14 protein-coding genes are annotated in these 12,725 nt (G+C 59.5%); 9 read left to right on the top strand and 5 right to left on the bottom strand.

Going from position 1 to position 12,725, the window contains the following annotated elements; genetic code table 11:
* The first annotated feature begins 193 nt into the window (after nt 1-193).
* The 5 genes from QQ977_RS15290 to QQ977_RS15270 all read left to right on the top strand — a co-directional run bounded on the left by QQ977_RS15290 (nt 194) and on the right by QQ977_RS15270 (nt 3,636).
* Nucleotides 194-517 (top strand): UxaA family hydrolase, encoded by a 324-nt coding sequence (locus QQ977_RS15290; protein ID WP_285926638.1) that lies wholly within the window; start codon nt 194-196, stop codon nt 515-517.
* A gap of 18 nt (nt 518-535) precedes the next feature.
* Nucleotides 536-1,699 carry a UxaA family hydrolase gene (locus QQ977_RS15285; protein WP_285926637.1) on the top strand — a complete coding sequence of 388 codons (1,164 nt, stop codon included), beginning with the start codon at nt 536-538 and terminating at the stop codon, nt 1,697-1,699.
* A 104-nt stretch (nt 1,700-1,803) separates the two neighbouring features.
* A complete protein-coding gene (locus QQ977_RS15280; protein WP_285926636.1) occupies nt 1,804-2,163 on the top strand; it encodes a hypothetical protein in 360 nt (119 codons plus the stop codon).
* Nucleotides 2,160-2,489 (top strand): hypothetical protein, encoded by a 330-nt coding sequence (locus tag QQ977_RS15275; RefSeq protein WP_285926635.1) that lies wholly within the window; start codon nt 2,160-2,162, stop codon nt 2,487-2,489. Before QQ977_RS15280 ends, QQ977_RS15275 begins: the two co-directional genes overlap by 4 nt.
* Before the next feature lie 175 nt (nt 2,490-2,664).
* On the top strand, nt 2,665-3,636 hold the full coding sequence (locus QQ977_RS15270; protein WP_285926634.1) for a C-terminal binding protein: 972 nt from the start codon (nt 2,665-2,667) through the stop codon (nt 3,634-3,636).
* 12 nt (nt 3,637-3,648) lie between these two features.
* Here the strand turns inward: QQ977_RS15270 and QQ977_RS15265 are convergent, their stop codons facing one another.
* Entirely contained in the window at nt 3,649-4,899 is a 1,251-nt protein-coding gene (locus QQ977_RS15265; protein WP_285926633.1) for a sulfite oxidase, read from the bottom strand.
* A 121-nt stretch (nt 4,900-5,020) separates the two neighbouring features.
* Here QQ977_RS15265 and QQ977_RS15260 point away from each other — a divergent pair, with 121 nt between their 5' ends.
* Complete coding sequence (locus QQ977_RS15260; RefSeq protein WP_285926632.1) at nt 5,021-5,458, top strand: universal stress protein; 438 nt, start codon at nt 5,021-5,023, stop codon at nt 5,456-5,458.
* Nucleotides 5,459-5,623: 165 nt separating this feature from the next.
* Here QQ977_RS15260 and QQ977_RS15255 read toward each other — a convergent pair whose 3' ends face one another.
* Both QQ977_RS15255 and QQ977_RS15250 read right to left on the bottom strand, forming a co-directional pair.
* A complete protein-coding gene (locus tag QQ977_RS15255) occupies nt 5,624-5,857 on the bottom strand; it encodes a hypothetical protein (protein ID WP_285926631.1) in 234 nt (77 codons plus the stop codon).
* A gap of 40 nt (nt 5,858-5,897) precedes the next feature.
* Complete coding sequence (locus QQ977_RS15250; protein WP_285926630.1) at nt 5,898-7,823, bottom strand: TRAP transporter permease; 1,926 nt, start codon at nt 7,821-7,823, stop codon at nt 5,898-5,900.
* 205 nt (nt 7,824-8,028) lie between these two features.
* Here QQ977_RS15250 and QQ977_RS15245 point away from each other — a divergent pair, with 205 nt between their 5' ends.
* The 3 genes from QQ977_RS15245 (at nt 8,029) to QQ977_RS15235 (ending at nt 9,748) form a co-directional block, all read left to right on the top strand.
* On the top strand, nt 8,029-8,346 hold the full coding sequence (locus QQ977_RS15245) for a hypothetical protein (RefSeq protein ID WP_285926629.1): 318 nt from the start codon (nt 8,029-8,031) through the stop codon (nt 8,344-8,346).
* A gap of 27 nt (nt 8,347-8,373) precedes the next feature.
* The gene (locus QQ977_RS15240) at nt 8,374-9,432 is read left to right on the top strand and encodes a TAXI family TRAP transporter solute-binding subunit (RefSeq protein WP_345783341.1); all 1,059 of its coding nucleotides are present in this window, start codon (nt 8,374-8,376) and stop codon (nt 9,430-9,432) included.
* Between the two features lie 61 nt (nt 9,433-9,493).
* Entirely contained in the window at nt 9,494-9,748 is a 255-nt protein-coding gene (locus QQ977_RS15235; RefSeq protein WP_285926628.1) for a hypothetical protein, read from the top strand.
* Nucleotides 9,749-9,821: 73 nt separating this feature from the next.
* Here QQ977_RS15235 and QQ977_RS15230 read toward each other — a convergent pair whose 3' ends face one another.
* Both QQ977_RS15230 and ggt read right to left on the bottom strand, forming a co-directional pair.
* Nucleotides 9,822-10,835 (bottom strand): Ldh family oxidoreductase, encoded by a 1,014-nt coding sequence (locus tag QQ977_RS15230; RefSeq protein ID WP_285926627.1) that lies wholly within the window; start codon nt 10,833-10,835, stop codon nt 9,822-9,824.
* A gap of 186 nt (nt 10,836-11,021) precedes the next feature.
* Nucleotides 11,022-12,638 carry a gamma-glutamyltransferase gene (ggt, locus tag QQ977_RS15225; RefSeq protein ID WP_285926626.1) on the bottom strand — a complete coding sequence of 539 codons (1,617 nt, stop codon included), beginning with the start codon at nt 12,636-12,638 and terminating at the stop codon, nt 11,022-11,024.
* Nucleotides 12,639-12,725 lie beyond the last annotated feature (87 nt).

Raw genomic sequence — 12,725 nt, 5'->3', positions numbered from 1 at the left:
GACGTCGACTATCCAGGCCGTTCGCCGTTTCACGCTTCCGAAGTCAGGACGCCGCGATGCATCGGTCCTTACCGAATCACGACGGATCTCGACGACGTCCGGTTCATCGTCTCCGGAGCTAATCGTGTTCGCATACCGTGAATGCCACCTCTCCGAAACATATATGGTCTATCGACCAGAAGGCCGGTATGCAATGGCAGAGCAATACATCGAAGTCGTCACACCGGAGGACAACGTCGGGACCTTCATCAGAGAGGTTGAGGAGGGTGAGGTCGTCGACGTCCCCGTCGGCGACGAAGTTCGAACGGTCACTGTTAACGAGGACATTCCGTTTGGACACAAAGTGGCTCTCACCGACATCGACGAAGGTGACACTGTATGCAAGTACGGATTGAGCATCGGCTACGCCAGCCAAGATATCGAGGCTGGCGACTGGGTACATACACACAACGTCGATAGCAACTACGGCCGTGGCGACCAGTCCGACAGTGAAGCGATCGAAGGGATTAGCGAGTGACTATCACGGAGACGAATAATGACTGAATTCTTAGGATACGAGCGACCCGACGGTAGTATCGGCATCCGAAACCACGTCCCGATCATCTCGACGGCACCGTACGCAAACGACACGGTAAAGCGCGCTGCCGACATCGTCGAGGGAACGGTCCCGATCACCCACCCCCTGGGGCGCTGTCAGACCAAGCCGGACGTGTTCCAGACGTACCGGACGTTGCTGGGGTATGCCACGCATCCGAACAGCTACGGTGCAGTCGTCGTCGCACACGCTGGCGAGAGCGTCGACGGGGACGAGCTGGCTGCAGACGTCGCGGAGACGGGGCGTCCCGCAGAAAGCGTCAACATCCACGGTGAAAAAGGCGTGATGAACGGACTGCAAGCGACCGTCGAGGCCGCCCAGGAGATGGTCCAGGACGCCTCCGCACAGCAGCGAGAGCCACACGACATCTCGAATCTCACATTCGGAATCAACTGCGCCACCTCCGATACGACCAGCGGACTCTGTCAGCACTACGCGACCGCAGGGGCCGTCTGGCGGCTGATCGAGCAGGGTGGACGGGGTGTCTTCGCTGAGACGCCGGAGTTCTTCGGTGGTGAAGAAGGGCTGGCCGAGCGTGCCGTCAACGACGACGTCGCCGAAAAGATCCTCGAGTACGTCGACAACTGGGACAAACGCCTCCAGGCGACCGGCTACGACGTCCGGGGTGCCCAGCCGACGCCCGACAACATGGACGGTGGGCTGACGACGATCGAGGAGAAGTCTCTCGGTGCGCTGGTCAAGTCCGGTGACGGCCCGATTCAGGACCTCGTCGACTACGGCGAGGAGATCCCCGACGAATCCGGAATGTACATCATGGACACGCCCGGACACGGCGCAGAGAGCGTGACCGGTATCGGTGCCGGCGGCGCTCACTTCATGGTCATCTCGACCGGCCAGGGACACACCCTCTCGAACGCGATCATGCCGACGATCAAGATTACGGGGAACCCCGGAAGCGCCGAACGGGTGCCCGAAGAGACCGACGTCGACGTCAGCGAGGCGTTAGTCGGCGACAAGCCCATCGACTGGGCGACCGACCAGCTCTGGGAGGAGATTATGGAGGTCGCAAACGGGAAGTACACGCTCTCGGAAGTCCTCGGCGAAAGCCAGTTCGCGATCCACAGAATCGGTCCCTCGACCTGAACGGTTTCGATCGGCGCACAGTATACGACCATCACGACACCTGGGCGATACAGGCGTCACTGGTGTCATACAAATCACACCACTCGACGACTCACAGCATACACATGGATGACGAGCAACTCATCTACGGGCGGGATCTACTGGCCGCTCGCAGTTGGCGAAACTTCGCGGTTGGACACGTAGCGTTTACGCTCCATCGGCTGACGGGGTGGCTATTACTTGCTTGGATCGGCATTCACCTACTCGTTCCGATCCTGCAGGCGTCGCCATCGAGCGTCTACAACCCAACATCGACGTGGATAATCGTCGCGCTCCTGGCGGTCCTCGTCTTTCACTCGTTCAACGGTATCCGCCTCGTAATCGTCGAACTGGGTGGGCTCACCGCATCGGGGAACCGGCTGTCGTTCTGGCTGACAGTCGGCGCATCGGCGGCACTCGTCATCCTCATGGGGGTGAGCCTATGAGCACCGATACGCCGACCCGAGGGCCAGCGACGATCGGATACCTCCCCTGGGTACTGCACCGGGTGAGCGCACTCGCCCTCGTGGCGCTTCTTGCGGCTCACGTCGGTGTCCAGCTGTACCCGGAGTACGGGTTCGTTGTACTCGTCGAGTGGGGAATCTATCGGCCGATACTCGATCTCACACTCGGGCTGGTGTTGCTCCATGCCTTCCTCGGAGTTCGATCGACCGTGATCGAAACGCGGCTTTCACCCCGGCGAACGAGCCTCGTCGTCTGGCTGTTCGGCGCTGCGTTCTTCCTGCTCTTTGCCGTCCGATTGCTGGTCTGACGGTCCACGGGCGAGCGCGATACTATCTTCTATCCGACTTCCCTGGCATTCTCGCCCAGTGGGCGAAGCTGCCGATGTACGTTTCCCGCCCGTGACGCTTCCGTTCGGCCGGAGAGATCGTAGACGTCCCGACGATCGGTGGAGTTTTCTGGATCCAACTCGTCAGCTTACCACTATGGGAGACTATCTCGTGGTCGTGACGGATCACGATTTCGACGATCTGTCGATCGAACGTGACGTTCTCGACGGCATCGCCGAGGTGCAGCCGTTGGCCGAGGACGTCGGCGACGTCACTCGCGATCTTCCCGCCGGCACCGACGGGATACTCACCCTCCGTGCGGAGCTGGATCGATCGACGATTACCGACCTCGACGCCTGCAGAATCATCGCCCGATACGGAATCGGTGTCGACAATGTGAACGTCGACGCGGCTGGCGAGCGGGGGATCTACGTCACGAACGTCCCCGAGTACTGCCTGGAAGAGGTCGCCACACACGCTCTCGGCATGGCTATCTCGCTAACCCGGTCGCTCCCTCAGTACGACCGTTCCGTCGCCGCCGGCGAGTGGGACAGAGACGTTGGGGCGCCTGTTCGTCGATTCTCGACACAGACTGTCGGCGTCGTCGGGTTCGGAGCGATCGGACGGGCGTTCGGAGAGCGAGCCGCCGCTTTAGGTGCCGACATCGTCGCATCCGATCCGTACGTCGACGACGACGCCGTCGTCGAGTACGACGTCGAGTTGCTCGAATTCGAAGAGCTTCTCGAGCACGCCGATGTCGTCTCGGTGCACTCGCCACTGACAGATTCGACACGGGGAATGTTCGACGAGGAAGCGTTCGACCGAATGCGCGACAGCGCATATCTAATCAACGCGTCTCGCGGTCCGATAGTCGATCGGGCAGCGCTCGTGGATGCACTCGATGCCGGCGAGATAAGCGGTGCCGGGCTGGACGTCTTCCCCGAGGAACCGCCAGCGGTGGACGACCCGCTTCGGGATCACGACGCCGTGCTCTCGACGCCACACGTCGGCTGGTACTCCGAAGAAGCCAACGCGGAACGGCGGCGAACCGCAGCGAGGTGTGTCCGGCGGGCATTGGAGGGGCAGCGCCCACCAAACCTGGTCAACGAGGACGCACTCGGGGGGTGAGCGGTTCGCGGGTTACGTCGACGAGGCCGAGCGGACGGTTACGTCGACGGTGAGTGGCTCGTACGCGTTTGCCGCGTACCCGCCCTCGTTCCATGGATACACGTCGTCCTCGAACGTCTCGAGCCCCGTCTCCGGCGACCCAATCGTGGCAGGCTGTGTCCGTCCACGGTCGTCGGTCGCCCGCGATGTGAGCGTGTACGCCCCCGGCTCCGGCTCCCAGAGATACCGGAACGTGCGCCACGCGTTCGGGACGGGTGGGTGGAGGAATCGTCCCGTCTCCCACGTCTCCCCTCCGTCAGTCGAGATCTCGACCGTCGTCACGTCGTCGTCCCCGGCCCACGCGACGCCAAGCACCTCGACGGTCCCGTCCTCGCGTTGCGTGACCGGTTCTTCGCCCGTCGGGTGTGCGATGATCGATTTGACGTTCGCGTCGAAGGTATATGGATGGTCGATCTCGTCGTGGCGAAGCTGGTCCCAGGTATCGAAGACCGGCACGGACGGGTTCGGCTCCGGCTCTTCCCCGGCCGGGACGATCCGATACCCCTCCTGTTGCCATCGCGTGTAGTACGGTTCACCGCGTCGCTGGTCCCACTCCGGACCGTAGACCATCGTGTCCATGACGCGGAGTTCCTCGAGCCACTTCACGCTGTTGACGCCGTACCAGCCAGGAACGAGCAGTCTGACGGGAGCACCGTGCTCTCTGGGAAGCTCCGTGCCGTTCATCTCGTAGGCGAGGATGCAGTCCTTCAGAGCCTTCGACGTCGGAATCGAGCGAGCGAAGGCGTCCCCGTCCGTTCCCGGATCGTCACCGCCGATCGCCGTCACCCACGTGTCCTCGTTCTCGAGCCCGTGGTCAGTCAACACCGCTTGCAGGGACGCACCCGTCCACACCGCGGTGCTGACGCCCTCGAGTCCCCACTCGACGCTGGAAACGGGCGGATCGAAGTACGCCCGGCAGTTCCCCGCACACTCCATCGTGTGAGCGACGGTGAGCGTCGGATACTCCGTCTTGAGCTCCTCGACCGAGAGCGTCACTCCATCGAGTGCTCCCGTCAGTGACACCGTCCACGAGGACGCGTCGAGATCGGGCGTGTTCGAACGATGGAGAACGTAGTGGTTCTCGATCGGGGTGAGCCAGTCGGCGAACACCCGTCTCGACTCCGGCCCGAGACAGGTGTACCGCTCGTTCGGATCCGGTACCTCTTCGACTCGTTTGTCGACGTCGGTCGGCAGCGTCCGTTCTGCGTTGTGATCGTCGTCCATTCGATCGTTGCAGTCGCACGGAAAGTATAAAAAAGTTCACACACGTCTCGGCGTCGGCGATCGGTGGCTCTGAGGACGTGGGGCGGAAGGTTAATGGTCATTCTTGCACAACATAGCCTCTATGGTAATCGTCGCTGCAATCGACCCGGACGAGCACGCGACTTCGGTCATCGACGAGGCGCTGTCACTATCGATGGCGTTCGACGATCCAGTTCACGTCGTTCACGTGATGGCCGAATCCGAAGCAAACGAACGACGGCGGGCAACAGCGAATCAGGAAGGTGGACCGATTGACGACATCGACGAACAGAATATCGCTGCTCGAGCGGCTGAAGACGTGGTCGGTGACCGCTCCGATCAGTTGGAGTGTGTTGGGCTGGTCGGCGAACCGAGCACGGAGATCGTCGAATACGCTGGGGACGTTGACGCGAGGTACGTCGTTATCGGTCCCCGAAAGAAATCTCCGACCGGAAAAGCCATCTTCGGGAGCGTAGCACAGCAGGTCCTGCTGAATTCGCCAGCTCCAACGGTTTCCGTTATCGACGAACAGGACGCGTAACCGCTGGGTACGGTCTGCTGTAGCGATCTGCCGGAACGGCAGGTTTCACCCCGTTGTATCTGGATCGTCGGTCAGAACTGGTGTCCGAACCCGTCCTCGTCGGCATCTTGGAGGACGAGGGGTCCGTCTCAGCCGAACGAACATCGCGTGAGCGGAAAGAACAGCTTATCGCTCTTTGATACGTACGTGGAGACGCCGAAACAGCATGCCAACGGGAATTGCACTGCCGACGATAATGCTGTACGTCAGTACCGGTGCGAGATCGTACTGCTCGAGCGATTGATACAGTGAGCCCGCCCAGAGAAAGGTGATGAAAATAACGAACAGTGACGTCGGAATCAGCCCCAGGAATTCGGCAATTGGGTTTTCGTTGTTCGAGGCGTCATCTGCGGGTGCCATAGATAATACAGTGAAAGGGGAACCAAAACGCTAACGGTGTTTACGCCGTTGGCTGCTGTGCACGACGTTCAGCCGTGACGTGTAAGACGCCAGCGAAAGCCACGAGCACGAGGCCGAGAGCGGCCAGTTCGATGACGCCGATCGGAAGGAGCGGTGGTGGAACGATCAAAACCAGTGCACCGAACGTCGCGAACCCGCGTGCCATCTTGTTTTTGACCGGCCATCCCCAGATACCCGCCTGGATCGCGATGACGGCGACCGAGAGGATGAAGACGTCAAGAAGCACGTACGCCCACGCCATCTCCAGTAGAATTGCCGGGTAGAGGACGTACCGGGCTGGAATGATAAAGGTGGGGAGAACGATCTTCATCGCGATGAGAGCGATTCTGATGGGGTCTGCATCCGCGATCTGACCGGCGGCGAACGCTGCGAGAGCGACGGGCGGTGTGAGCGTCGAATACACGGCGAACGTGAAGATGAAGAAATGCCCCGGCAGTCCTGCGAGTCCCACCTCCGCAAGTCCGGGCGCTAGAAGGGAGGCAGCCAAAATGTATGCCGCCGTCGTCGGCATCCCGAACCCGAGAATGATGGAGAAGGCTGCAACGAGTATCAACAGCAGCGGAATGATTCCTTGAGAGAGCGCGACCACGATCTGACCGAAGACGACGCCGAGTCCAGAAATGTTCAACGCCCCGAGGACAATCGCAGCGGCGGCACAGGCCATCGCGATCTGCGTGGCGTTGCGGGCTCCTTTATCGAATGCGACGACGAGTTCCTTGACGCCGAGTCTCGAATCCGGTTGCAGGGAACTCACGATCATCATGACCGCGATCGAGAAGAAGATCGAACGGTAGATCGTGTATCCCTGCATGAGCATGAAGAACAATACACCGACCGTAAGAGCGAGCGTGGACGCCTGACCGGGTTTTTCTTTCAGCACGTTGAGTGCGTTCTTTTGCTCCTCTTTTGGTACCGGATCGATATCCAGCTTGATCGCCTGTGCGTGGATAGAGAAGTACACTGATAAGTAGTACAACGCCGCCGGAATGATCGCGGCGAGTGCAATGACGATGTACTCCGTCCCGAGGAATTGTGCCATAATGAAGGCACCTGCTCCCATGATCGGCGGCATTAGCTGACCGCCGTTCGAAGCCGACACCTCCGTCGCACCAGCCATTCGAGAGGAGAACCCGAACTTTTTCATCGTCGGGATCGTGAATATCCCGGTTCCGTATACGTTAGCAGCCGCACTTCCGGAGAGACTCCCGAAGATCGAACTCGCAACGACGGACACCTTCGCTGCACCACCGACGAGGTGTCCGACCAAGGCGTTTGCCAGATCGAGCAAGAATCGGCCTGCACCAGTCGCCTCGAGGAACGCTGCCAGGACCACGAAGAGGAAAATGAACGATGCACTGACACGAACAGGGACGCTCCACAACCCTTGTGTTGTAACGAACAGCCCATCGATCCAGTTCGACGCAGGAAGTCGGGGTGCCGTAAGCGGTGCCGGAAGTACGTCCGCGTAGAACGTGGCGACGAGTATGAGAATCGCCACTGCAGCGAGTAACCGACCCACGATTCGTCGCGTCGCTTCAATTACGAGTATAACGCTTAGGACGCCGACAACCCAGTCCATCGTCTCGGGCATCCCGACGTACGGGGTCGCGTTTAGAAGCCGGGAGTATTCGACGAGGACGTATCCCATCGCACCGAGAGAACAGGTAACGAGGACGAGATCGACGATTCGGTACCGGATTCTCTCCTCCCCCATGAACGGAACGATTGCAAACGTCAGGGCAGCGAGGAGGTACACGTGGACGGGTCGTTGAATGAGCGCCCCAAACACACCAAACGCGCCCGTATAAAGGTGAAATAGCGACGTGATAATGGCAAGTGCTGAAATACCATATGCGCCGATCGTTCGAAGATTAGACTCGTATCTTCCTATGGTAATAGTATCCATGGCACTATGCTTAGAACTCTGCCTTTTATACTTAAACCTTTTGTCTAACTTCGAAGTACGTACTTGCAACGCTCTATTCATGTCATAAAGATATAGTTTCAGCTACTGGACAGTGTCTCACGGGTTTGCGTTATTGTAATTTATATTACCGATCAATAAATAATGGAAACCTTTATATTTGGTTAGGAGAAAAATCGAACATCCCATGTTAGGGGTTGACATCGACGTACTGGCGATCGTCCCCATGGAGCTGTTGTTCGTATTCGTGTTCGGGCTCCTCCCGGTCATAAACACGCTACGAAACGAGGGTATCCAAAGTCGGTACGAGTGGGTACTGATGGGGGTGATAACTGGTGGAGCAATCCTAACATGGGCCGTTAGTGTCACGATTAGCCGAAGCCGATTCAACGTCTGGCTTACCCTGGGGGTGATGACGATCGGGTTCCTGTTGTATCTGCAGCTGATGCGAAGTCGGGACCAGCTCCACGAAGAGCCAGAGATGGGTGGCACGAGTTACGAGTGATAATTCCAACACGCGACTTACTCAACAATGAAAAATAACAAGCTCAATCGACGTCAGATGCTTACAGCGATCGGTAGTGCAGGCGCGATAGCTGCCGCTGGGTGTACCGAAGGGGATCTCAATGGTGAGGCCGGAACTGGTGATGACGATTCCGAAATGGCCGAAGGCGACGTCATGCTTCAGACGGCTGCTGGCTCGCCCGGGGGAACCGGATATGTCATTATGACGTCGATGCTTTCTACGGCATCCTCAGCGCATCCGGATCTCGGATACAACGTGCTTCCGGGTGGATGGCTCGGGAACAACAACCGGCTGCAGGACCAGGAAGTCGATATGGCACACACGACGGTCGTTGCTGCAACGCTGGCTGCAACCGGCCAAGATCCATACGACGAGGAAGACTGGGACACGCCACCATCGAACATTCGGTCAGTGATAAACGACCAGTCAGAGCAGTTCTACTACGTCCTCACACAGCCTGACTTCCCGTACGATTCCTTACAGGAAGCAGCCGACGACGAGTACCCGATCGAGGTGATGAACCAAGCCGATGGTACGTTCGGTGGCTTCGTCTGGGACACCGTCCTCGAGGAGGCGAACTACGGTCAGGAACAGATCGAAGACTACGGTGGCCGTTTCGTCCGGACGGAGTGGGACGACGCAGCAGATATGTTCCTCGATGAGGACCTCGATGCGATCCTGGCAGTGAGTGGTCGATCAGTCGGGTGGCTGGAAAACATCACAGCAACCCGGGACCCCCGCTTCCTCGACTGGACCGAGGACGATCAGGAGTTCTTCGAGGACAATTACGGCCTCGATCCGCACACGCTAGAAGAGGGCGGACTGCCCGGACTCGAGCGTGATCTCGACACCATGATCGATGGCGGCCACATCGCAACCCACGTCGACGCGCCAGACGAGGCAATCGAGATGTTCGTCTCCGGCGTTATAGAGGAAGCCGAGCAGGTTCCACAGACCACCGATACGCTCGAGATGTTCGAAGCCGACGAAGCGATGTTCGACGATACGCCGTTCGAACTCCATCCGGCCGCTGAACAGGCCTACGAGGACGCCGGCCTGATGTGAGGAGGTCGACCCTCAGACTTTTGCCGTTGTGAAACGAACACCAGGATAATACAGACAAAATATGGTAGACCTTGACGATTGGGACTTTCCCGTTCCGGACTCCGTCATTTTGGCATGGCTAGCACTGCTCGAGGCTCTCGTTCTGGGTGGCCTCATCGTCTTCGCAGTGGCAATATTCTACGAGGGTGGCTTTCTCCCCCTTCCGTTCGAGCCGAGTGCGCTGGTGGCGATACTCGCGTTCGTCGTACTGTTCGCTATCACTGCAGGGATAAAATTCAAGAAAAGTACCCTATCAGCTCGGCCTGACGGGGAATAACTCCCGAACACCCGGATATTTATCCGGGGTGGCTGCAAAACAACTATTCCGACCGAGTGATCTCCAGGTTCACTTACTCGTCCGTCTCACCGTCGGCGATCGAACGGACAGTTTCCCAGAGATCGTCACCAACCGAGACGGTCGTTGCGTCGCGTTCGCGCTCGAGGGCGGCTTCTCCCGGGAGACGGATACTGTCGACCCCGGCAGCCGTCGGTTCGTCTTTCAGATTGGAGAGAAAGCTACTCGCCTGTTCTACGAACCCGTCTCCAGCGAACGCTGTTGGATCGATCGCGAGGAACAGGTCTCCTTTCGTACAGGGGTCTTCGGTGTGATACGTTCCGGTGACGTCGCGACCCATAGCTGCCCCAACGAGTCCACCGGCAAGAACCTCTACCGCGATCGCTAAACCGGATCCCTTCGGCCCACCGAACGGGAGAATCGTCCCGTCCAGGGCAGCCTCGGGGTCGGTCGTCGGCTCACCGTCTGCATCGAGCGCGACGTCGTCCGGAATCGCGCCGTCCGCTTCTTTCTCTTTGAGTACCGTTCCACGCGCGATTGCAGACGTACTCATGTCGAGATTAAACGGTGGCTCCGTCGGGAGGCCGATCGCAATCGGATTGGTTCCCAGGACGGGTTCGGCTCCCCCGTACGGGGGCATCGCCGGTTCGGTATTCGTCATACCGACGCCGATGTACCCTTCCGATCGAGCCTTCTGAGTATAGTACCCCAGCATTCCGAGATGATTGCTGTTGTGGACGCCGACGGCGCCAATTCCGAACTCGTCTGCGCGGTCCATGGCCTCCCCCATCGCCGTCGCTGCAACAACTGGTCCTGGGCGCGAACCACCATCTATCGTCGCTGTCGCCCCGCTCTCACGGACGATTTCGATGGCCCCCTCAGGATTGACGTTTCCGTGTTCGATTCCACGGACGTAGCGAGGTAATCGAAGCAGTCCGTGTGAACTTTTCCCGGATGCGTCCGCCGTAACGAGGACGTCCGCAACCAACGATGCATCGTCTACCTGTAGACCTTTCGTACGAAACGCTTTGGTGGCGATCGCTTCTGCGTGTTCCCGATCGATTTGCATTGGTAGTGTATCTCTGACGTTTAATTGTTTGTACCGACGGTTCCCCTGTCACAGGTTCGGCTATCAGTTCACCGGCTGGCATCAGTCGGTGCTCGTCTGGACAGGCGTCCCGTTAGTTGACGTATCTCGTATAAATTACTTGGGTAGGGAGACGGAGATGACGACATCTCCCGCGTGCCGAGTTCGTCAGTACCCTGTCGCGTTACCGTCTTTCCGGGGATCGGTGGCAGCCGAAAGCGTTCCGCTGTCGGTTCGGGCGATCTGTGCTCCCCCAAATCCCGAGGGCAGATCGATTCGTACGTCGTGACCGCGCCGAACGAGTTTGGCCGTGAGGGAACCGCTGAAGCGGTCTTCGACTGCCAGCGTGCCGTCTTCACGATACCGCCACCGCGGCTGGTCGAGCGCACGCTGAAGCGGGAGGTCGTCGTCGAGAACGTGTGAGAGAACCTGCAAGTGGCCCTGTGGCTGCATGTATCCACCCATGACGCCGAAGGCAGCCCAGTCGTCGTCCTCGAATCGGACGAGGCCGGGAATCAGCGTATGGAACGGACGCTTTCCCGGCTCGAGCCGATTCGGATGATCCGGATCCAGAGAGAACGATCCTCCTCGGTTCTGGAGCGCGATCCCCGTATCGCCAGCGACCAACCCCGATCCGAAGCCTTTGAACCGGGAGTTGATGTACGAGACCACGTTGCCTTCGTCGTCGGCGACACAGAGTAAAACCGTATCCGCGTCCTCTGCGTTCGCATTCGGGACGCCAACCGAGACGTCCTCGAGCGCCTCCTGGCCGACCGCCGTCGCTCGCTTGCGAGCCCATCCTCGAGAAGCAAGCGGCGGGATCGGCTCGTAGTCGGGATCCGTGATGTAACGGTGGCCGTCGTGAAAGGCCAGCTTCATCGCCTCCACGAGTTTATGGATCCGGGCGGCCGATCCCGTCGGTTCGGCGCCTGCCTCGAGCTCGGCGGCGATGTTCAGCGCCTCGAGGGCGATCAGTCCCTGGTTGTTCGGCGGTAGTTCGTAGACTTCGGCACCGCGATAGGTCGTCGAAACTGGCTCCGGGAATTCGACGTCGAAGTCGGCGAGATCGTCGATCGTGAGAAACCCGCCTTTCGACCGTACCTCTTCGACGATAGCCTCTCCGATCTCGCCCTCGTACACCACGTCCGCCCCGTGGTCGGCGATCGATCGTAACGACTCACCTAACTCCGGAAAGCGGACGGTTTCACCGACCCTCGGCGCTCGCTCCCCGTTGACGAGGTACGCCTCGCGGGCGTGTTCGTCTGTAAATAGATCCTCGGCTTGTTTCCACGCCTCGGCGATCACTTCCGTGACCGGGTATCCGTCCACGGCATAGTTTATTGCCGGCTGAAGTACGTCGGAAAGGGTCAGGTTACCGAACTCCTCGACGGTCGCCTCCCACCCTCGAGCGGTGCCGGGGACTGTGACGGTGTGCGGTCCGGTCATCGGCATCGTAGCCGTGGACGGGTGTCCATCGCTGACTGCGTCCCGGACTCGTTCGATAGTGGCCTCGGCAGGTGCACCACCACAGGCTCGCATCGCACCGGTTTCCCCGCTGGCCGTCCGATACAGCGCAAAGACGTCCCCGCCGAGTCCCGTGTAAGCCGGCTCAACCACGTTCAACGTGGCGGCGGTTCCGACGGCGGCGTCGAAAGCGTTTCCGCCCGAACGCAGGATGTCAACGCCAGCTTCGGCTGCCAACGGTTGGCTAGTCGCTACGACTCCGTGGGTGGCATACACCGTCGATCGGCGCGACGAGAATCTATCGAGGTCAGGATCGACCATGGCTACCGTTGAGAGAGCAGGATATTAGTAACTCGGGGCGATTTCCACGACCGAAGCGGTGGTGAAAACGTCTCGGTCTCTATCGGC

It is taken from the genome of Natrialbaceae archaeon AArc-T1-2 (assembly GCF_030273315.1).
Classification (GTDB): domain Archaea; phylum Halobacteriota; class Halobacteria; order Halobacteriales; family Natrialbaceae; genus Tc-Br11-E2g1.
This window is presented reverse-complemented; position numbering and strand designations above follow the sequence as displayed.

Bases quoted from the DNA above. Each gene is read 5' to 3' on its own strand.
- QQ977_RS15290 (WP_285926638.1), top strand. From the start codon at position 194: ATGGCAGAGCAATACATCGAAGTCGTCACACCGGAGGACAACGTCGGG.
- QQ977_RS15285 (WP_285926637.1), top strand. From the start codon at position 536: ATGACTGAATTCTTAGGATACGAGCGACCCGACGGTAGTATCGGCATC.
- QQ977_RS15280 (WP_285926636.1), top strand. From the start codon at position 1,804: ATGGATGACGAGCAACTCATCTACGGGCGGGATCTACTGGCCGCTCGC.
- QQ977_RS15275 (WP_285926635.1), top strand. From the start codon at position 2,160: ATGAGCACCGATACGCCGACCCGAGGGCCAGCGACGATCGGATACCTC.
- QQ977_RS15270 (WP_285926634.1), top strand. From the start codon at position 2,665: ATGGGAGACTATCTCGTGGTCGTGACGGATCACGATTTCGACGATCTG.
- QQ977_RS15265 (WP_285926633.1), bottom strand. From the start codon at position 4,899: ATGGACGACGATCACAACGCAGAACGGACGCTGCCGACCGACGTCGAC.
- QQ977_RS15260 (WP_285926632.1), top strand. From the start codon at position 5,021: ATGGTAATCGTCGCTGCAATCGACCCGGACGAGCACGCGACTTCGGTC.
- QQ977_RS15255 (WP_285926631.1), bottom strand. From the start codon at position 5,857: ATGGCACCCGCAGATGACGCCTCGAACAACGAAAACCCAATTGCCGAA.
- QQ977_RS15250 (WP_285926630.1), bottom strand. From the start codon at position 7,823: ATGGATACTATTACCATAGGAAGATACGAGTCTAATCTTCGAACGATC.
- QQ977_RS15245 (WP_285926629.1), top strand. From the start codon at position 8,029: ATGTTAGGGGTTGACATCGACGTACTGGCGATCGTCCCCATGGAGCTG.
- QQ977_RS15240 (WP_345783341.1), top strand. From the start codon at position 8,374: ATGAAAAATAACAAGCTCAATCGACGTCAGATGCTTACAGCGATCGGT.
- QQ977_RS15235 (WP_285926628.1), top strand. From the start codon at position 9,494: ATGGTAGACCTTGACGATTGGGACTTTCCCGTTCCGGACTCCGTCATT.
- QQ977_RS15230 (WP_285926627.1), bottom strand. From the start codon at position 10,835: ATGCAAATCGATCGGGAACACGCAGAAGCGATCGCCACCAAAGCGTTT.
- ggt (WP_285926626.1), bottom strand. From the start codon at position 12,638: ATGGTCGATCCTGACCTCGATAGATTCTCGTCGCGCCGATCGACGGTG.